At 63.2% G+C, this 19,633-nt stretch carries 15 protein-coding genes and 1 rRNA gene; 13 read left to right on the top strand and 3 right to left on the bottom strand.

What is annotated here, in order from left to right:
* The first annotated feature begins 132 nt into the window (after nucleotides 1–132).
* From O3300_RS16850 to O3300_RS16900, 11 genes are all read left to right on the top strand, one after another.
* A complete protein-coding gene (locus tag O3300_RS16850; protein WP_305053579.1) occupies nucleotides 133–2,982 on the top strand; it encodes an ATP-binding protein in 2,850 nt (949 codons plus the stop codon).
* A gap of 285 nt (nucleotides 2,983–3,267) precedes the next feature.
* A complete protein-coding gene (gene argF, locus O3300_RS16855; RefSeq protein WP_077401165.1) occupies nucleotides 3,268–4,188 on the top strand; it encodes an ornithine carbamoyltransferase in 921 nt (306 codons plus the stop codon).
* 69 nt (nucleotides 4,189–4,257) lie between these two features.
* A complete protein-coding gene (locus tag O3300_RS16860; protein WP_034759383.1) occupies nucleotides 4,258–5,493 on the top strand; it encodes an argininosuccinate synthase in 1,236 nt (411 codons plus the stop codon).
* Between the two features lie 187 nt (nucleotides 5,494–5,680).
* Complete coding sequence (locus tag O3300_RS16865) at nucleotides 5,681–7,492, top strand: methyl-accepting chemotaxis protein (protein ID WP_305053580.1); 1,812 nt, start codon at nucleotides 5,681–5,683, stop codon at nucleotides 7,490–7,492.
* 4 nt (nucleotides 7,493–7,496) lie between these two features.
* On the top strand, nucleotides 7,497–7,952 hold the full coding sequence (locus O3300_RS16870; RefSeq protein ID WP_099665020.1) for a chemotaxis protein CheW: 456 nt from the start codon (nucleotides 7,497–7,499) through the stop codon (nucleotides 7,950–7,952).
* Nucleotides 7,949–9,202, top strand: coding sequence for a protein-glutamate O-methyltransferase CheR (locus O3300_RS16875; protein WP_305053581.1), 1,254 nt, complete (start codon nucleotides 7,949–7,951; stop codon nucleotides 9,200–9,202). Before O3300_RS16870 ends, O3300_RS16875 begins: the two co-directional genes overlap by 4 nt.
* Before the next feature lie 9 nt (nucleotides 9,203–9,211).
* The gene (locus O3300_RS16880) at nucleotides 9,212–9,898 is read left to right on the top strand and encodes a chemotaxis protein CheW (RefSeq protein WP_099665022.1); all 687 of its coding nucleotides are present in this window, start codon (nucleotides 9,212–9,214) and stop codon (nucleotides 9,896–9,898) included.
* Nucleotides 9,895–12,198 (top strand): hybrid sensor histidine kinase/response regulator, encoded by a 2,304-nt coding sequence (locus O3300_RS16885; RefSeq protein ID WP_305053582.1) that lies wholly within the window; start codon nucleotides 9,895–9,897, stop codon nucleotides 12,196–12,198. Before O3300_RS16880 ends, O3300_RS16885 begins: the two co-directional genes overlap by 4 nt.
* Before the next feature lie 10 nt (nucleotides 12,199–12,208).
* Nucleotides 12,209–13,261, top strand: a complete 1,053-nt coding sequence (cheB, locus tag O3300_RS16890; protein ID WP_251350948.1) for a chemotaxis-specific protein-glutamate methyltransferase CheB — start codon at nucleotides 12,209–12,211, stop codon at nucleotides 13,259–13,261.
* A gap of 10 nt (nucleotides 13,262–13,271) precedes the next feature.
* Nucleotides 13,272–14,297 (top strand): diguanylate cyclase, encoded by a 1,026-nt coding sequence (locus O3300_RS16895; protein ID WP_099665024.1) that lies wholly within the window; start codon nucleotides 13,272–13,274, stop codon nucleotides 14,295–14,297.
* 25 nt (nucleotides 14,298–14,322) lie between these two features.
* Nucleotides 14,323–14,637, top strand: coding sequence for a pyrimidine/purine nucleoside phosphorylase (locus O3300_RS16900; RefSeq protein ID WP_305053583.1), 315 nt, complete (start codon nucleotides 14,323–14,325; stop codon nucleotides 14,635–14,637).
* 65 nt (nucleotides 14,638–14,702) lie between these two features.
* Here O3300_RS16900 and murB read toward each other — a convergent pair whose 3' ends face one another.
* The gene (gene murB / locus O3300_RS16905; protein ID WP_305053584.1) at nucleotides 14,703–15,731 is read right to left on the bottom strand and encodes a UDP-N-acetylmuramate dehydrogenase; all 1,029 of its coding nucleotides are present in this window, start codon (nucleotides 15,729–15,731) and stop codon (nucleotides 14,703–14,705) included.
* A gap of 185 nt (nucleotides 15,732–15,916) precedes the next feature.
* On the opposite strand from murB, the gene O3300_RS16910 reads away from it, so the two are divergent.
* Together O3300_RS16910 and O3300_RS16915 are read left to right on the top strand one after the other, a co-directional pair.
* Nucleotides 15,917–16,402, top strand: coding sequence for a YajQ family cyclic di-GMP-binding protein (locus O3300_RS16910; RefSeq protein WP_034759416.1), 486 nt, complete (start codon nucleotides 15,917–15,919; stop codon nucleotides 16,400–16,402).
* 183 nt (nucleotides 16,403–16,585) lie between these two features.
* Nucleotides 16,586–17,851 (top strand): nitronate monooxygenase, encoded by a 1,266-nt coding sequence (locus tag O3300_RS16915; RefSeq protein ID WP_070277935.1) that lies wholly within the window; start codon nucleotides 16,586–16,588, stop codon nucleotides 17,849–17,851.
* Nucleotides 17,852–17,905: 54 nt separating this feature from the next.
* Here O3300_RS16915 and O3300_RS16920 read toward each other — a convergent pair whose 3' ends face one another.
* A complete protein-coding gene (locus O3300_RS16920) occupies nucleotides 17,906–19,204 on the bottom strand; it encodes a leucine-rich repeat-containing protein kinase family protein (protein ID WP_305053601.1) in 1,299 nt (432 codons plus the stop codon).
* A 111-nt stretch (nucleotides 19,205–19,315) separates the two neighbouring features.
* Nucleotides 19,316–19,428: ribosomal RNA gene (gene rrf / locus O3300_RS16925) — 5S ribosomal RNA — on the bottom strand.
* Between the last annotated feature and the right edge of the window lie 205 nt (nucleotides 19,429–19,633).

A 19,633-nucleotide genomic window follows, 5' to 3' on the forward strand; every position in this document is an offset into this window, starting at 1 on the left:
GAAAGGGCGCGCGTAAAAAAATACTGTCGAGTCGACCAAACAACTGCATCCGATGCAGCTTACAATGCGATCCAATAAGGTGTCACTGGCCGCTGGCCAACACCATCGCCTTGCGGGAGATTTCGGATGGAAATGTTCGCACTCGAACATGACATTGCACAGTGGGAAGATACACTGCGGCCATTGCGCGCCCTGGAGCGCCTGCCCTTGCTGATGCTGCTGGCATGGCATTTGCGCCAGCGCAACTGTGCCCAGGCGCTGCACCATGCGGCCGAAGCGGCAGCCTTGCTGCCCCAGGCCCAGCTGCCGGCCCACGCCCTGGCCATCGCGCAGGCGCGCCTGCAACTGGTGCAGGCGGAAGTGGCCTGGCTGCAAGGTGCGCTCGATACGGCGGAAAGCCTGGCCATGGCGGCGCACGCCATCCTGTGCGCGCACGGCGACGGCGCAGCCTGCGCCGACGCGCACTGGCTGCTGTCCTCGATTGCCGTCGACCGGGGCGACCATGCCCGCTGCGATGCCGAACTGCTGGCCGCTGCCGAGCAGGCGCGCAGCGCCGGCGATACGATGCGCGCCAGCCTGGCCGACGCGGCCGCGGCGCGCTGGGCCGTGCTGCGCGATGCGCCAGCCGCACAGGCGCGCTGGGGCAGCCATTTCCAGGCCGACAGCGCCAGCGGCAAGCTGCCCGCGCCGCTGGCCGCCTGGGTGCATGACTTCCGCGGCTTGCTGGCGCACACCTCGCGCGACCTGGGCACGGCCGCCGGCCACTACATGCAAAGCTACGAGGCGGCGCTGGAAAGCGGCCAGCTGCGCGGCGCCATCACGGCCGCCATCAATATCGGCGACTGTTTCGCCAGCCTCAACGACAACGAATCGGCCCTGGAGTGGATGCAGTGCGCACTGGATCTGGCGCGCCCCACCGGCTGGCCGCGCAGCATCGGCGCTTGCCAGACGCATACGGCCGAAACCATGCGCAAGCTGGGCCGCCTGGCCGCGGCCGAAGACTTGCTGCGCCAGGCGCTGCTCATCCTGGCGCCCGTGGCTGGCGCGCGCACCTATGCCAACGCCCTGTTCCACCTGGGCGAACTGAGCCTGGACAAGGGCGACTACGACACGGCGCTCGACGCCTTCAGCCGGCTGGCGCAGCGCGCCGAAGCGCTGGGCCAGGCCGATTTCCGCAGCATGGCCCAGCGCGGCAGCGCCCACGCGCTATCCTACCTGGACCGCCCGGACGAGGCGCTGCAGGCGGCCGAGCGGGCTTGCCAGCTGGCCACCGCGCAGGGCGACGCCATGCACCAGGTGGCGGCGCTGCGCGTCTTGTCGATGTTGCATGCGCGCCATGAGTTGCCGCCGCCCGCAGACATGCTGGAACGCAATCCCGCCCTGCATTTCCTGCACCAGGCGCTGCAGGTAGCCGCCTCGATCGACGGCTATTCGCCGCCCGGCGAACTGCTCGATGCGCTGGCGCGCGAATACGCGCATGCGGGCGATTATGCGCGCGCCTACGATATCGCCCTCGATGCGGGCATGGCGCGCGAAAAAAGCCATACCCAGCAAGCGAGCAACCGCGCCACCGCCATGCAGGTCTACCACCAGACGGAACATGCGCGCTCGGAAGGCTATCACCACCGCGAACTGGCCGCTTCCGAAGCGCGCCGCGCCGAAGTGCTGCAACAGACCAGCGACACCCTGGAACGGCTGTCGGCCATCGGCCAGGAAATCACCACCCACCTCGACGCCAGCGCCGTGTTCCAGGTGCTCGACCGCCACGTGCATGCCTTGCTGCCAGTCAACACCTTCGCCGTCTACATGCTCGACGCCGCAGGCACGGCGCTGCGCCGCGCGCATGGCATGGAAGCGGGCCGGCCCCTGTCCGACAACGCCATTCCACTGAGCAATCCACGCGCCTACTCCGTGCGCTGCCTGCTGGGCCGGCGCGAAGTGTATATCGACCAGGTGCCGCCGCGCCGCCACGCCTACACGGTGCCCGGCACGCTGCATAACCAGAGCGTGCTGTACGTGCCGCTGATGGTGGGCGAGCGCGTGCTGGGCGTGATGACGGTGCAGGCTTGCCACGCCAACGCATATGGCGAACGCGAGCGACTGATCTTCCGCACCCTGTGCGCGTATGGCGCCATCGCGCTCGACAACGCCAGCGCCTACCGGCAATTGCAAGATGCCCAGGCGCAACTGGTATCGCAGGAAAAACTGGCCGCCCTCGGTTCGCTGATGGCCGGCGTGGCGCATGAACTGAATACCCCGATCGGCAACAGTCTGTTGATCGCCAGCACCATGCAGCAAAAGACGGAAGACGTGGAACGCCTGATGAACGGTCCCGGCCTGCGCCGCTCCGACCTGGCCGCCTTCATCGACGATGCGGGCAAGGCGTCGGCGCTGGTGATGCGCGGCCTGCGCAGCGCGGCCGACCTGGTCAACAGCTTCAAGCAGGTGGCCGTCGACCGCACCACCGAGCAGCGGCGCCGCTTTGACTTGCAACAAGTCAGCAATGAAATCATCGCCACCGTCATGAACCGCATCCGCAGTTCGGGCCACCGCATCGAAATGGAGATAGCCTTCGGCATCGCCATGGACAGCTATCCCGGCCCGTTCGGCCAGGTGGTCACCAATCTGATCAACAATGCCCTGCTGCACGCCTTCGCCCCCGCGCCCAACGATGGCGGCGTCGGCACGGGCTGCATGCGCCTGTCCGCCACGGCGGACGCGGCGCGCGTGCGGATCGTCTTCGAAGACAATGGCGGCGGCATCGCGGAACAGCATTTGTCGCGCATCTTCGACCCCTTCTTTACTACCAAGCTGGGCCAGGGCGGCAGCGGCCTGGGTTTGTCGATCAGCTACAACATCGTCACGGCCCTGCTGGGCGGCACCATCCAGGTGGCCAGCAGCCCCGCCGGCACGCGCTTCACGCTGGACTTGCCGCTGGTGGCGCCCCAGCTGGACGGCGCCGCGCCCGCCAGCATCTATTAATCCACCACCCCGTTGCCCGGGCGCAGGCTTGCCTATACAAGTACGCGCCCGGGCAGTCTTTCCAATCTAAAAGCAAAACCCTTATAATTGAACGGCTGAAGTACTTGCCATTGCATTATTTTCAACTTGGCAAACCGCATCGTACCGCGCGACAGGCGTCGCGCTGGCACCGATCAACACAGCAGCGCGCCGGGCGAGGCAGTCATCAGACGAGATGTTGTACGCTGATGCAACCCGGCGGGAAAGGCACGCCGCCGGCGGCCTGCGCATCTTCAAGTGGTCATTATGTCGACAAAAAAACCGATCAAGCACTACCTCCAGTTCTCCGATTTCACGTTGGAAGAGTACGAATATGTGATCGAACGCGCCCATCTGATCAAGCGCAAGTTCAAGAACTACGAAATCTACCATCCACTGATCGACCGCACCCTGGTGATGGTCTTTGAAAAGAACTCGACCCGCACGCGCCTGTCGTTCGAAGCGGGCATGCACCAGCTGGGCGGCGCCGCCATCTACCTGAACACGCGCGATTCCCAGCTGGGCCGCGGCGAGCCGGTGGAAGACGCGGGCCAGGTCATGTCGCGCATGTGCGACATCATCATGGTGCGCACGTTCGGCCAGGAAATCATCGAGCGCTTCGCCGCCAATTCGCGCGTGCCGGTGATCAATGGCCTGACCAATGAACACCACCCGTGCCAGGTCTTTGCCGACATCTTCACCTACATCGAACACCGCGGCTCGATCGCCGGCAAGGTGGTCGCCTGGATCGGCGACGCCAACAACATGCTGTACTCGTGGCTGCAAGCGGCCGAAGTGTTCGGCTTCCATGTGAACGTGTCGACGCCGAAGGGTTACGACATTGACCTGGCGCAAGTCAAGACCGAGCGCTACACCTTCTTCGCCAATCCATCGGATGCCTGCGAAGGCGCGCACCTGGTCAACACGGACGTGTGGACCAGCATGGGTTACGAAGCGGAAAACGCGGCCCGCATCGCCGCCTTCGACGGCTGGATCGTCGATGGCGCGAAGATGGCCCGCGCCGCGCCCGACGCCCTGTTCATGCACTGCCTGCCCGCCCACCGCGGCGAGGAAGTGGCCGCCGAAGTGATCGACGGCCCGCAATCGGTGGTGTGGGACGAGGCGGAAAACCGCTTGCACGTGCAAAAAGCGCTGATCGAATACCTGTTACTCGGTAAAATCAACTAATTCGCCAGGCACTGCATAACTCCTGGCAGCATCGCAATACATACATCGACAACGACAACTGGAAGCAATATGAGCGACATTAAAAAAGTAGTCCTGGCCTATTCCGGCGGACTCGACACCTCCGTCATCCTGAAATGGCTGCAAGATAACTACCAGTGCGAAATCGTCACCTTCACGGCCGACCTGGGCCAGGGCGAAGAACTGGAACCGGCGCGCGCCAAGGCCATCAAGTTCGGCATCAAGCCGGAAAACATCCATATCGAAGATGTCCGCGAAGAATTCGTGCGCGATTTCGTCTTCCCGATGTTCCGCGCCAACACCGTGTATGAAGGCGAATACCTGCTGGGCACCTCGATCGCCCGTCCGCTGATCGCCAAGCGCCTGATCGAAATCGCCAACGCCACGGGCGCCGACGCCATCTCGCACGGCGCGACCGGCAAGGGCAACGACCAGGTGCGTTTCGAGCTGGGCGCCTACGCGCTGAAGCCAGGCGTAAAAATCATCGCCCCATGGCGCGAGTGGGATCTGCTGTCGCGCGAAAAACTGCTGAAGTACGCGGAAGACGCCGGCATCGAAATCGACATGAAGCACAAGAACGGCGGCGCGCCGTACTCGATGGATGCCAACTTGCTGCACATCAGCTTTGAAGGCCGCCACCTGGAAAACCCGAGCGCCGAAGCGGAAGAAACCATGTGGCGCTGGACCGTCAGCCCTGAAAAAGCGCCGGACGAAGCGGAATATCTGGACATCGAATACGAAAAAGGCGATATCGTCGCCATCAACGGCGTGCGCATGTCGCCTGCCACCGTGCTGGCCGAACTGAACAAGGTTGGCGGCAAGCATGGCGTGGGACGCCTGGACCTGGTGGAAAACCGCTACGTCGGCATGAAGTCGCGCGGCTGCTATGAAACCCCGGGCGGCACTATCATGCTGAAAGCCCACCGCGCCATCGAATCGATCACCTTGGACCGCGAAGTTGCCCATCTGAAAGATGACCTGATGCCGCGCTACGCGTCGATGATCTACAACGGCTACTGGTGGGCGCCCGAGCGCGTTGCCCTGCAAACCCTGATCGACCACACGCAGGAAACCGTGAACGGCTGGGTACGCATCAAGCTGTACAAGGGCAATGTCATCGTCGTGTCGCGCGATTCGAAGACGGATTCGCTGTTCGACATGAACATCGCCACCTTCGACGAAGACGGCGGCGCCTACAACCAGGCCGACGCCGGCGGCTTCATCAAGCTGAACGCCTTGCGCATGCGCATCGCCGCCATCGCCCGCGAAAAGCGCGGCCAGAAGTAATTAGTTACCGGGAGGCACTACCTCCCGCGCCCGCCAAAAGCCGCCTCCGGGCGGCTTTTTTACGTTTGAAACGCACTCGGCAGCGATTTACCGCCCCGCGCGTCCCCAGATCGCCCCCATTTTGCTGTCCTCATGGCAAAATGCTACAGTGCAATTGTGCTGACCTTCCCGCTTCCGGAGCCCTCCCATGTTCAAAGACCTGAGTATCAAGAATAAACTGTACCTGGGCTTCGGCTCCATCGTGGCCATCATCCTGATCTTGCTGGGCGTGGCCTACAACAGCTTTGCGCGGCTGTCGGAAGCCAATGCCTGGGACAGGCACACGATGGAAGTGCTGGTCGAGATCGACAAGATTCACAATTCCATCCTGCAAATCCAGGTGGAAGCGCGCGGTTTCATCCTGACCGGCAACGAAGCCTCACTGACGCCGGAAACCGATGAAACAGGGGTGCTGAGCCAGCACACGCAAAAAGCCATCAGCATGACGGTGGACAACAAGGTGCAGTCGGAACGCTTCCGCAAGATCGACCAGCTGAGCAGCACCTGGGTCAAGGAGTGGATCACCCCCCTGATCGAGAAACGCCGCGCGCTGGGCAATGCGCCGGGCGCCACGGAAACGGTGGCGCGCCTGCTTCCGCCGGCCGGCTCGCCCGGCATCGTGCAAGCCAACAAATTGCTCGACGAAGCCGCCGCCGAAGAAAACCGCTTGCTGGCCGAGCGCACGGCCACGTCAAGTCGCCTGCAGGAAACCATGCTGCTGACCTTGGCGCTGGGCGGCGTGCTGTGCGTGGTGCTGGCGCTGGGCATTTCCTTCATCCTGGCCAAGGCCATCCTCGGCCCGCTGAACAGCCTGACGGACGCCGTCGGGCGCATCGCCGGCGGCGAACAGGGCGCACGCGCCGCCATCATTTCGCGCGACGAGCTGGGCAAGGTGACGGAAGAGTTCAACCGCATGGCGCAAACCATCCAGGATAACCAGGCCAATGAACTGGCCGCCACGAATAGCCTGCGGGCCAAGGTCGATTCCCTGCTGGAAGTGGTGTCGAAGGCGGCCTCGGGCGACCTGACGGGCAAGGTCGGCATCACGGGCAACGACGCCATCGGCCAGCTAGGCAACGGCCTGGCGAAGATGTTTGAAAACCTGCGCAGCCTGCTCAACAATGTGCAAAAGGCCGGCATCCAGGTGACGACGTCCGCCACGGAAATCGCCGCCTCGGCGCGCCAGCAGGAAGCCACGGGCATTGAGCAAGCGCAAACCAGCGTGGAAATTCTCAGCACCACCAAGGAAATCTCGGCCAACACGAGCCAGTTGCTGAAAACCATGGAAGACGCCACCGCCGTGGCCGACTACACGACGAATGCCACGGCCGAAGCGCAAAACAACCTCAAGCGCATGGATTCGACCATGCAGCACATGGTCTCGGCCACCGATTCCATCAACGCCAAGCTGGCGGCCCTGTCGGAAAAAGCCAGCAATATCAATAGCGTACTGATCACCATCACGAAAGTGGCCGACCAGACCAACATCCTGTCGCTGAACGCCGCCATCGAGGCGGAAAAAGCGGGCGAAGCGGGCCGCGGCTTTTCCGTCGTGGCGACGGAAATCCGCCGCCTGGCCGACCAGACGTCCGTCTCCACCTGGGATATCGAGCAAATGCTCAAGGAAATGCAGTCGGCCGTGTCCGCCAGCGTGATGGGCATGGATAAATTCTCGGAAGAAATTCGCCGCAGCGTGGGCGAAGTGCGGCAAGTGGCGGAACAATTGTCGTCCGTGATGGACCAGGTGCAAAAACTCACGCCGCAATTTGATGCCGTGCTGCAAGGCATGCAGTCGCAGGCGATCGGCGCGTCGCAAATTTCCGACACCATGATGCAGCTCAACGACGCCACGCAGCAGACGGTGGAATCGCTGAAGGCCACCAGCGAAGCGGTGCACCAGCTGCAATATGCGGCGGGCGACCTGCAGTCGAGCGTGTCGACCTTCGCCGTCACCATCTGATCCCATGAAAGTGCTGCTCTTTCACATCGGACGCGACCGCTATGGCCTGCCCCTGGCCGGCATCGTGCGCGTTCTGCCGCTGCTGGAGCTGAAACAGTTGCCGCTCACGCCAGACTACGTGGCCGGCCTGATGGACTTGCACGGCACGCCCGTGCCCGTGATCGACCTGTCGCGCCTGGCCGGGCTGCCGGCCGCCGCCGCGCAATTCGACACGCGCATCGTCATCGTCGACTACCGCGCGCCTGGCGGCGCCACGCATGCGCTGGGCTTGCTGGCCACGCAAGTGCGCGGCATCGCCGACATCGCGGCGGACAAGCTCGAGGATAGCGGCGTGGCCACGGCGCCCTTCCTGGGCCAGGTGGCCAGCGATGCCGACGGCATCGTGCAGCTGGTGGAACTCGAACACCTGCTGCCGCCGGACGTGCGCGCGCTGCTGTTTCAAGACGCGGGCGCGGCATGACGGCACAAGCCCTGCTGCGCCGCGCGACCGGCCTGTCCGTCTCCAAAGCCGTGGCCGAACGGGCCGTCGGCCAGCGCATGGAGCAAACGGGCTTCAGCGATAGCGAAGCCTACCTGCAAGCGCTCACGCCAGCCGAAATGACGCAATTGATCGAGCTGGTGGTGGTGCCGGAATCGTGGCTGTTCCGCGACCCGCAGGCGTTCTACGCCACCGTCGAACTGGTGCAGGAACGCTGGGCGCGGGGGCGCGCCACGCGCATCCTGTCGATCCCGTGCGCGGGCGGCGAGGAACCGTATTCGATGGCCATGGCGCTGCGCGACGGCGGCGTGCCGAAACAGGCGTTCAGCATCGACGCGTATGACCTGAGCCCCGGCTGCATCGAGCGGGCGCAGGCCGGCGTGTACGGCCGCAATGCCTTCCGCGCGCAGGACGTGGCCTTCCGCGAGCGCTATTTCACGCACGTGGCCGACGACGCCTACCGCATCATCGACTCCTTGCGCGAACAAGTCACCTTCAAGCAGGGCAATCTGCTGCAATTCGACACCGCCACCTACAGCCGCCATTACGACGTCATCTTCTGCCGCAACCTCTTGATTTACTTCGACAAGCCGACGACGCGCGCGGCCATCCACAACCTGTCCGCCCTGCTGGCCGACGACGGCATGCTGTTGGCCGGCTATGCGGAAGTGCCGTCGTTCTGCCAGAACGGCTTTGCGCCGCTGCAGTTCCGCCAGGCCTTCGCCCTGAAGAAGGAAACGGCGGCGCCGGCCAGCCCCGTGCAAGTGGCGCCGCTGCCGGCCGCGCGCCCCCTGCGCAGCGTGCCGCCCGCGCCAAGGCGCGCGGCCGCTGCCGCCGCCCCTGCCGCCGCGACAGCGCCGCGCACGCGCCCCGTGTCCGTGCCGTCGCCGGCGCCGGCCGCGCCAACCGCGCAAGCCGATTTGCTGGCCGAGGCGCGCCTGCTGGCCGACCGTGGCCAGTTGCGCGAAGCGGGAGAAAAATGCCACGCCCACCTGGCGCGCGTGCCCGAGGCGGCGGAAGCGTATTTCATGCTGGGCATCATCAATGAACTGGCCGGCAAGATGGACCTGGCCGACGATTACTGGCGCCGCTGCATCTACCTGCAGCCCGACCATTACGAGGCGCTGTGCCACCTGTCGCTGCTGGCCGAACGCAATGGCAACCACACGGCCGCCGCCACCCTGAAGGCGCGCGCGGCGCGCATCTACCAGCGCCGCCAGGCGTCCAACTAAGGGGCAAGCATGACCAACCTCATCGCCACCGAGTCCCCCGACGCCATCGACGACTGCTGGAACCATATCGGCGTGGTCGGCGACCAGAGCTGCCCCAGGCTGCCGGCCAACGTGCATTGCCGTAACTGCGACGTATATGCGGGCGCCGCCCAGCGCAACCTGCAGCGGCCCGTGGATGAACACTACCAGCGCGACTGGGCCAGCCACTTCCGCCAGATCGATGCGGGCGGCGAAGTGCGCGACAGCTCGGCGCTGGTATTTCGCATCGGCCGCGAATGGCTGGCGCTGCCCACGCGCGTGTTCGACTCCGTGGCGCCGCAGGCCAAGCCGCACGTGCTGCCGCACCGCGGCGGGCGCGGCCTGGCGGGCATCGTCAATATCGGCGGCAAGCTGTATCCGTGCATGTCGCTGGCACACTTGCTGGGCATCGACGAACAGGGCGCGCCGGCGGCCCGCGGCCGCCACACCTTTGCGCGCCTGCTGCTGATGCGCTGGGAAGAACAGGCTTACGCGCTGCCCGTGGCCGACCTGCACGGCATCGTGCGCTATGCATCGAGCACCGTGCAAGCGCCGGCGGCCACCATCAACAAGGGCCTGTCGCGCTATCTGTCCGGCGTCATCACCGAGGGCGACATGCGCATCGGCTGCCTCGACACGGCGCTGATCGGCTTTCAACTTGCGAGACTATTACGATGAGCCAGGACCAGCACGGCGACCTGAGTGCCTTTTCCATGCTGGACCTGTTCCGCATGGAGGCGGACAGCCAGACCCAGATCCTCACCGACGGCTTGCTGGCCATGGAGCGCCATGCGGGCGATGCGGCCGCCGTCGAAGCGATGATGCGCGCGGCACATTCGATCAAGGGCGCCGCCGCCATCGTCGGCCTGCAAGTGGTGGTGCAGCTGGCGCACGGCATGGAAGACAGCTTTGTCGCCGCCCAGCACGGCCGCCTGAAACTCACGCCAGAGCGGGTCGACGTGCTGCTGTCGGGCGTCGACCTGATCGTGCAGCTGTCGCGCCTGGACGACGCAGGCGCCGAAGCGTGGCTGGCCGCCAATGCGGCGCAGATCGACCAGACCCTGAACGCCATCGCCGGCATCGCCGACCTGCCCGAATTGCCGGCCCTGCCCTCGGCGCCGGCGCCGGCGCCCGTGCCAGCGCCGGCAACGGCGGCGCCACAGGCTCCCGTGGCCAGCGGCTTGGCGGGAGAGGACGCGGAAGCGACAGAAGCTGCCGCGCCCGCGCCGCGTACAGGTGCGGCACCGGCCAAGGCCCAGGCGCAGAATTTCGACAAACTGCTGTCGCTGGCCAGCGAATCGCGCATCAATGCGCACCAGATGCATCCGTTCATCGGTGCCTTGCAGCGCTTCAAGCGCAACCAGAGCAGCCTGTTTTCCGCCATCGAGCACCTGCACGAAGCCATTGCCCGCTCGGGCGACGCGGGCCTGATGGAAAAGTCCCTGCTGGCGCTGCAAAAGACACAGCCCCTGAAGCAGTTCATGCTCGAACACATCGCCGACATCGAAACCTATGAACGGCGCTTACTGGCCGTCTCGCAAGGCATGGTCGACGAAGTGCTGGCGCTGCGCATGCGCCCTTTCCGCGACGGCATCCACGCCTTCCCGCGCATGGTGCGCGACCTGGCGCGCAGCCTTGGCAAGGAAGTGCAGCTGGAGATCGAAGGCGAAGACACCCTGGTCGACCGCGATATCCTGGCGAAGATCGAAAGCCCGCTGAACCACATGCTGCGCAATGCCATCGACCATGGCATGGAAGGCCCGTACGAGCGCATCGACGCGGGCAAGGAAGCGCTGGGCACGATACGCATGGAAGCGCGCCACCGCGCCGGCATGCTGAGCATCGAAATCAGCGACGACGGGCGCGGCGTCGACCTGGAAAAGATCCGCCAGTCCGTCATCGAGCGCAAGATGGCCAGCCCCGCCATGGCCGCCGCGCTGTCGCCGGGCGAGCTGCTGGAATTCCTGTTCCTGCCCGCCTTCAGCCTGAAGGCGACGGCCAATCAATTGTCCGGACGCGGCGTGGGCCTGGACATCGTGCACGAGACGATACGCCAGCAAAACGGCACCGTGCGCCTGGAATCGGAGCCGGGCCGGGGTTTCCGCGCCCTCATCACCCTGCCGCTGACGCAATCGATCGTGCGCGCGCTGGTGATCGACATCCAGGGCGAAGCCTACGCCATCCCCATCGTCAAGGTGGAAAGCGTGGTGCGCGTGCCGCAGGCGGCCATCCATACCCTGGAAAACAAGCAGTTCTTCGAACTCAAGGGCGAGCATCTGGGCCTGGTCTCGGCGGCGCAGGTGCTGGAACTGGGCGAAGCGGCGAACCAGGCCGAGGACTTGCCGGTGGTGGTGATCGGGCGCGGCAAGCAAAGCTATGCCCTGGTGGTTGACGCCATCCGCGGCGAGCAAAGCCTGGCGGTGCAGGCCATCGATCCGATCTTCGGCAAGATGCGCGACATTTCCGCCGCCGCCCTGCTCGATGACGGCGAGCCGGTACTGATCCTCGACGTGCCCGATCTGCTGCTGTCGATCGACAAGCTGCTGCACGAGGGCGGCCTGCACCAGCTGGCGCAGGCGGGCAATGCACAGCAGCGCCGCGCCAAGCGCATCCTCGTCGTCGACGATTCGCTGACGGTGCGCGAGATGGAGCGCAAGCTGCTGCTGGCGCGCGGCTTCGAAGTCGACGTGGCCATCGACGGCATCGACGGCTGGAACGTCGTGCGCAGCGGCGAATACGACCTGGTGATCACCGACGTCGACATGCCGCGCATGGACGGCATCGAGCTGGTTTCGCTGATCAAAAAGGACCTGCACCTGCACAAGCTGCCGGTGATGATCGTCTCGTACAAGGACCGCCCGGAAGACCGCGCGCGCGGCCTGTCCGCCGGCGCCGACTATTACCTGACCAAAGGCAGCTTCCACGACGAGACCTTGCTCGACGCGGTGGCCGACCTGATAGGAGATGCCCGCTTATGAGTTGTACTTCATGAAAATTGCCATTGCCAACGATGTCGCCATGGCCGCCGAGGCCCTGCGCCGCGTGGTGGCCAGCACGCAGGAACACCAGGTGCTGTGGATCGCCCGCACGGGGCTCGAAGCCGTGCGCATGTGCGAAGGCAACCGTCCCGACCTGATCCTGATGGACCTGAACATGCCGGAGATGGATGGCGTCGAGGCGACGCGCCTGATCATGGAGCAAAGCCCGTGCGCCATTCTGGTGGTCACGGGACGCCCGCAAGACAATGTCAACCAGGTCTTCCGCGCGCTGGGCGCGGGCGCGCTCGACGTCACGGCCACCCCCGTGCTGCAGGGACAAGTGGGCGGCGACAGCGAACTGCTGGCCAAGATCAAGACCATCGGCAAGCTGATACGCCACAGCGCCGAAACGCCGCCGCCACGCCAGGCGAACGGCAATGGCGGCGAACGGGGCGACGGGCAAGTCACCACGCTGGTGGCCATCGGCGCCTCGACGGGCGGCCCTTCGGCCGTGGCCAAGGTGCTGTCCGGCTGGACGGCGCCGCCCGGTTGCGCCATCGTGGTGGTGCAGCATATCGATGAAACCTTCGCCTCGCACTTCGCCAAATGGCTCGATGACCAGCTCAGCATGCCCGCGCGCGTGATCGTCGAAGGCGATGAACTGGTATCTGGCACGGTGTTGATCGCCAAAACCAATGATCACTTGCTGCTAGATCAAAATTATCGTTTGGGTTACGATGCAGCACCACGCGAGTATGTTTACCGCCCGTCCGTCGATGTCTTCTTCAACTGCGTGGCGCAGCACTGGCGCGGCGACGCCATCGGTGTATTGCTCACAGGCATGGGGCGTGACGGCGGCGATGGCTTGCTGGCCATGCGCCGCGCCGGCAAGACGACCATCGCACAAGACCAGGCCAGCAGTGCCGTGTACGGCATGCCGCGCGCGGCGGCCGAACTCGATGCGGCGCAGCACATCCTGCCCTTGGATAGAATAGGCGCCAGCCTGCGCAGCCGCCTGGGCGCCAAACTCAACAATGGGTGGGAGCCCTCCCCTAACATCTGAAAAGAATGCAATGCCAGAATTCTCCTCCAGTTTCAGCCAGCATGAGCCCGCATTGACCGAATTCAAGGTCAGCGTGCTGCTGGTGGATGACCAGTTGATCATTGCCGAGGCAGTACGGCGCATGCTCAGCGACCAGCAGGATATCGAATTTCATTACGTGACCGACGCCACGCAGGCGCTGGACACGGCGCTGCGTTTGCAACCGACCGTCATCCTGCAAGACCTGGTGATGCCGGGCATCGACGGCTTCGCCCTGATTCAGCTGTACCGCGAAAACGCGGCGCTGGCGCACGTGCCGGTGATCGTGATGTCGGCCAAGGATGACCCGAAACTGAAGGCGCACAGCTTTTCCGTCGGCGCCAACGATTATGTGGTGAAACTGCCGGACCGCCTGGAGCTGCTGGCGCGCATACGCTACCACTCGGCAGCCCACATCAGCCGCCTGCAGCGCGACCAGGCTTTTCGTTTCCTGCGAGAAAGTCAAAAGAACCTGGCCGACGCGAATATTGAATTACAGAAACTCGCCGCCCTCGATGGCTTGACGGGCATCGCCAACCGCCGCCGCTTCGATGAAACCTTGCAATTCGAATGGCAGCGTGGCCAGCGCGACAAGACGCCGTTGAGCTTGCTGTTTTGCGATATCGACCATTTTAAAAGCTATAACGACCACTTCGGCCACCTGGCAGGCGACCTGTGCCTGAAAAAAGTGGCCGCCGTGCTGACGGAACATTTGAAGCGCCCGGCCGACCTGGCCGCCCGCTACGGTGGCGAAGAGTTCGCCCTGATCCTGCCGGAAACGGAAGCGGCCGGCGCGTTGCTGATCGCCGAAGCGTGCCGGCGCCACCTGGAAGGCTTGCAGATCGAGAATCCGGCGGCAAGCACGGGCATCGTCACCATCTCGATCGGCGTGGCCACCATCGTGCCTTCGCCGGACTCGACGGTCGAGCAATTGATCAACCGCGCCGACCAGGCCCTGTACGCGGCCAAGCGCGGCGGACGCAACAGCGTGCTGAGCGCCGCTGACGTCCAGGACTGATTTTTAACAGCAAGGAAAGTGAAGCATGAGCACACAACTGGACAATGTCAGCGTCGTCAAGAAGTCGAATATCTACTTTGACGGCAAATGCGTCTCGCACAACGTCATCCTGGCCGACGGCACGAAGAAAAGCGTGGGCGTGATTTTCGCGTCATCGCTGCGCTTCAACACGGGCGCGCCGGAAATCATGGAAATCGTCGGCGGCCTGTGCAAGGTACGCCTGGCCGACGCGACGGAGTGGAACAGCTATGGCGCGGGCCAGGAATTCAAGGTGCCGGGCAATAGCTATTTTGATATTGAAACCGTTGAAACCGTAGATTACGTCTGCCACTTCGGCTGATCCACGCAGAAAAAACGTCCATGGCTACATTGCACTGAACATTTTTTCAAGCGCAGATTGACTATTTAGATAAACACAGGCTCGGGCGACAGGCGTACGCCATATTTCGCCTCTACATCATCCTGTATCGCTGCCGCCAGCCGGGTAATGTCCGCGCCACGAGCGCCGCCATTATTCACCAGAACCAGCGCCTGCTTGGGATACACTCCCGCGGGCCCCAGGTTTTTTCCCTTCCAGCCGCACTGATCGATCAGCCACCCTGCAGCCAGCTTTTCCGTGCCATCGGGCTGCGCATGGTGTACCAAGGTGGGGAAACGTTCCAACAAGGCAAGACATTGCTCCCGTGACACCACGGGATTCTTGAAGAAGCTGCCCGCATTGCCTATGACGGCCGGGTCCGGCAATTTTCGCCGGCGGATCGCCATCACCGTGTCGGCCACCTGTTGGGGTGTCGGCTCGGCAAGATTGCGCTCGGCCACGGCCTGCGCCAGTTCCGCATAGCGCAAGTTCGGCTGCCACTCGGCCGGCAAGGCAAACGTGACTTCCAGCACGATCAGTTCGCGGCCGTCCGCCTGTTTGAAGATGCTGTCGCGGTAAGCGAAACGGCAAGCATCGCGGTCCATGTCGAAGACGATGCCGCTGCCACTGTGCATGACGCTCACGCTGTGCAGATAATCCTTGATTTCAACGCCATACGCGCCAATATTCTGGATAGGCGCCGCGCCCACCGTGCCGGGAATCAGGGACAGGTTTTCCAGCCCGCCCACGCCTTGCGCCAGGGTCCACTGCACGAAATCGTGCCAGTTTTCACCGGCCGCGGCAGTGACGAGTATCGTCTCGAAATCCGCCTGCGCCAGGCGCATGCCGCGCGTGGCCATGTGCAGCACGGCGCCGGGAAAGTCGCCCGTCAGCACGACGTTGCTGCCGCCGCCCAGTATCAGGCGCGGCATGGCGGACAAGGCGGGATCTTGCAGCGCGGCGTGCAATTCGGCCTGCGAGGTGATGCGTACGTAGGCGGCCGCATTGGCCGCGATGCCGAAGGTATTCAGGCGCTGGAGGGAGTAATTGTGTTCGATGGTGAGCTCTGCAGACATGGGATCGAGAAATTTTGCTCGATTATAGAGCGAAAGCGACAAAAAACCACCTCAGGACAAGGGCGACTTGCCCGTTGTCCGTTAAAATGTCGCATCTTTAACAGGGCCGTCCCATGGCGCAGAATCAGCCGCCAAGGCCCAGCGCGCCGAGCGTGCGCTCGCTTTAACAAGAAAAGGAACAGACCATGCCGTCATTTGATGTAGTCTCCGAAGCCGATATGATCGAAGTCAAGAATGCAGTCGAGCAATCCAACAAGGAAATCACGACCCGCTTCGACTTCAAGGGCAGCGACGCCCGCGTCGAACACAAGGAAAACGAGTTGACCGCGTTCGCGGACTCGGAATTCCAGCTCAGCCAGGTGCGCGACGTGCTGACCAACAAATTGACCAAACGCAAGGTCGATGTGCGCTTCCTCGACGAAGGCGACATCAAGAAGATCGGCGGCGACAAGGTCAAGCAGATCATCAAGATCAAGAATGGCATCGAATCGGATGATGCCAAGAAAATCGTGCGCGTCATCAAGGACAGCAAGATGAAAGTGCAAGCGAGCATCCAGGGCGAAGCCGTGCGCGTCACGGGCGCCAAGCGCGACGACCTGCAGGCGGCCATGGCCATGCTGCGCAAGGATGTACCCGACATGCCGCTGGAATTTAACAATTTCCGCGATTAATTTCGATGATGCGCACGCTGCGGCCTGCGCTTGCACCGGCATGGCGGCAAGCTGCCTCGGAGCGCCTGCGCGCTTGGGGTAGAATTGAAGCTGCGCACAGCTACATGCGCCCGCGCGCCTGACCGGCAGCGGGCTTGACCGTACATCTGGCTCAGTGATAACCACGGTAGTCTAAGGATAGCAATGAAACGTGTTGATGATTTCCGCCTGCGATTTGGCAAAAAAGAATATGTGCCCATCATGATAGGCGGAATGGGTGTGGATATTTCCACGTCGGAGCTGGCCCTGGAAGCGGCCCGGCTGAACGGTATCGGGCATATCTCCGATGCCATGGTGGAAGACGTGTCGGATCGCCGTTTCGACACCACCTTCGTCAAAGACAAGACGAAACTGTACAAGTTCAACATCAATAACAGCGACAAGGCCGTGGTGCAGTTCGACCTGGGCCGCCTGGCGGAAGCGCAGCGCCTGCATATCGGCCGCACCATGGAAGCGAAAAAAGGCGATGGCTTGATCTTCGTCAATTGCATGGAAAAGCTGACAATGAACGGCCCCCGCGAAACCTTGCGCGTGCGACTCAATGCGGCGCTGGATGCGGGCATCGACGGCATCACCCTGTCGGCCGGTTTGCACTTCGGTTCGTTCGCCTTGATGGCCGACCATCCGCGTTTCCGTGATGCCAAGCTGGGCATCATCGTCTCGTCCGTGCGCGCCTTGCAGATTTTCCTGCGCAAGAACGCCAAGCTGGACCGTTTGCCCGACTTCATCATCGTCGAGGGACCATTGGCCGGCGGCCACCTGGGCTTCGGCATGGACTGGGCCAATTACGACCTGCACACGATCACGGCGGAACTGCTGGCCTACCTGAAGGCCGAACAGCTGGACATCCCGCTGATCGCCGCTGGCGGCATCTTCACGGGCAGCGATGCCGTTTCCTTCCTGGAAGCAGGCGCGGCTGGCGTGCAAGTGGCGACGCGCTTTACCGTCACAAAGGAATGCGGCTTGCCAAACAAGGTCAAGCAGGAATACTACAAGGCCTCGGAAGAAGACATCATCGTCAATGGCGTGTCGCCGACCGGTTACCCGATGCGCATGCTGAAGAACACGCCCGCCATCGGCGCCGGCATCCGTCCAGGCTGCGAATCGTATGGCTACCTGCTCGACGCGACGGGCAACTGCGCGTACATCAACTCGTACAACCGCGAAGTCGCTGCCCATCCGGAGCAAAAAACCGTCGTCGTGATGGACAAGACTTGCCTGTGCACCCACATGCGCAACTTCAACTGCTGGACCTGCGGCCACTACACGTACCGCCTGAAGGACACCACGCATAAGCTCGACAACGGCGAGTACCAGATCCTGACGGCCGAACACGTCTTCAAGGATTACCAGTTCAGCGTCGACAACCAGATCGCCCTGCCGGAAAAAGAAATCTTGGTAGCAAGCTGAATCTTGCCAGCCTGAAATGAAAATGGCGCAACCTGCGAAGGCTGCGCCATTTTTTTATGCGGGGAACATGTCCCGCAAGGCCCGTTCGATCACGTCAAAGCTGGGCCGCTGCAATGCTTCTTCCTGCAGGCAATCTTCCATCATGACGTGCAGGGCCGGCAAAGGCGTCGCACAATGCGCGATCAGTTCGCCCAGCAGCACGCCAAAGGCGCGCGCCTCTATGCCCTGCAACACGTCCCCGTGCGACGAGCCCGGCGCAAACATGGACGCCGCGCCAAAGTCGCCCAGCAGGCAGGCGCCGGCATCCGCATGCAGGATATTGTGGGCATACAGGTCGCCGTGCACGATACCGTGTGCATGCAACTGCCGCACGGCCGAGGCGATGCCATGGGCAATGGCCAGCGCTTGCGGAAAATCAAAGCGCGCGCCATCGGCATACACGTCGCGCGTACACGATTCCAGGCTCGGCGGTCCGGCCAGGTTGCGGAAGGCCGCGTCAACGAGCGGCATGACGAGTCCCAGCGCTCCCTGTGGATGTGCATCGAGCGTCCCGAGGATGGGAATCAGGCCCGGATGGGCACCGGCGCCGACACAGGCGGCCATCTCGCTGCGCGGCAAGCCATCGCTGGTCATGGCCCCCTTGAACACTTTGACGGCGACCTCATCGGCGCCATCCAGGCGGGCACGGTAAATCACGCCCGACGCCCCCTCGCCCAACTGCTGCGCCAATACCAGGCGCTGCCACGCCACGCCCGCTGCGGCTGAACCGGCCAGGGCCGCCAGTTCCCGCGCTTCCGTGAAGGGATTGCCCGCATACGCGAGCCAGCTCAGGCATGGCAGGGACAGCAGACAGTCGGGCAGCGCCGTGAAACGGTTGGCGGCGATGCGCACCAGTTCCAGCCGGCGGCAGTTCGCCAACGAAGCGGGCAAGCTGTCCAGGCAATTTCCCGCCAGCATGAGTTTCTGCAATTGTCCGCACTTGCCCAGCTCCTCCGGCAAGGCTTCGATGGCATTGTCGGTCAGGGTCAGCCAGCGCAGCCTGGATGGCAAGGCTGCGGCCGGCACGTGGCGTATCCGGTTCGCCTTGAAACCGATCATTTCCAGCGCAGGACAAGAACCAAGCACGGCCGGCAAGCTGGTGAACAGGTTGTCCGAGCAAAAAATGATGCGCAGCTTGTGCAGGCGTGGCAAGTCGTCGGGAAGCGTGGAGAGCGCATTGCCGGACAGGTCGAGGATTTCCAGGCTGTCGGCGAGGTCGAAGATTTCGCGAGGGAATGCCGTCAAGCCGCAGGACAGCGTCAGGCGGCGCAGGCCGGCCAGTTGGCCAGCGCGTAATTGCTCCAGTGTATGCACAGCAGACAAGATATTCCTTTCAAGGTAGCACGCGATCGATGCCATGCATGAAATCATTGGACGTAAAAAAACCCCAACCGGATCACCGGAAGGGGTTTTTTCGAATAACAAGCCTGACGATAACCTACTTTCACACTGGTTGCAGCACTATCATCGGCGCAAAGTTGTTTCACGGTCCTGTTCGGGATGGGAAGGGGTGGGACCAACTTGCTATGGTCATCAGGCATAACTTGTACTGGCATTTGTCCTCGATGGAGCGACAAAGCCTGAATCTGGAAGAAGCAAAGATTGGGGTAATGAATAGTGGTATCAACACACACGCAACGTTGTACCGTCTTATCCTCTGTACCTGCTAAGGTTATAGGGACAAGCCGTACGGGCAATTAGTACTGGTTAGCTTAATGCATTACTGCACTTCCACACCCAGCC

The organism is Janthinobacterium sp. SUN206 (assembly GCF_030587305.1).
Lineage (GTDB): Bacteria > Pseudomonadota > Gammaproteobacteria > Burkholderiales > Burkholderiaceae_D > Janthinobacterium > Janthinobacterium kumbetense.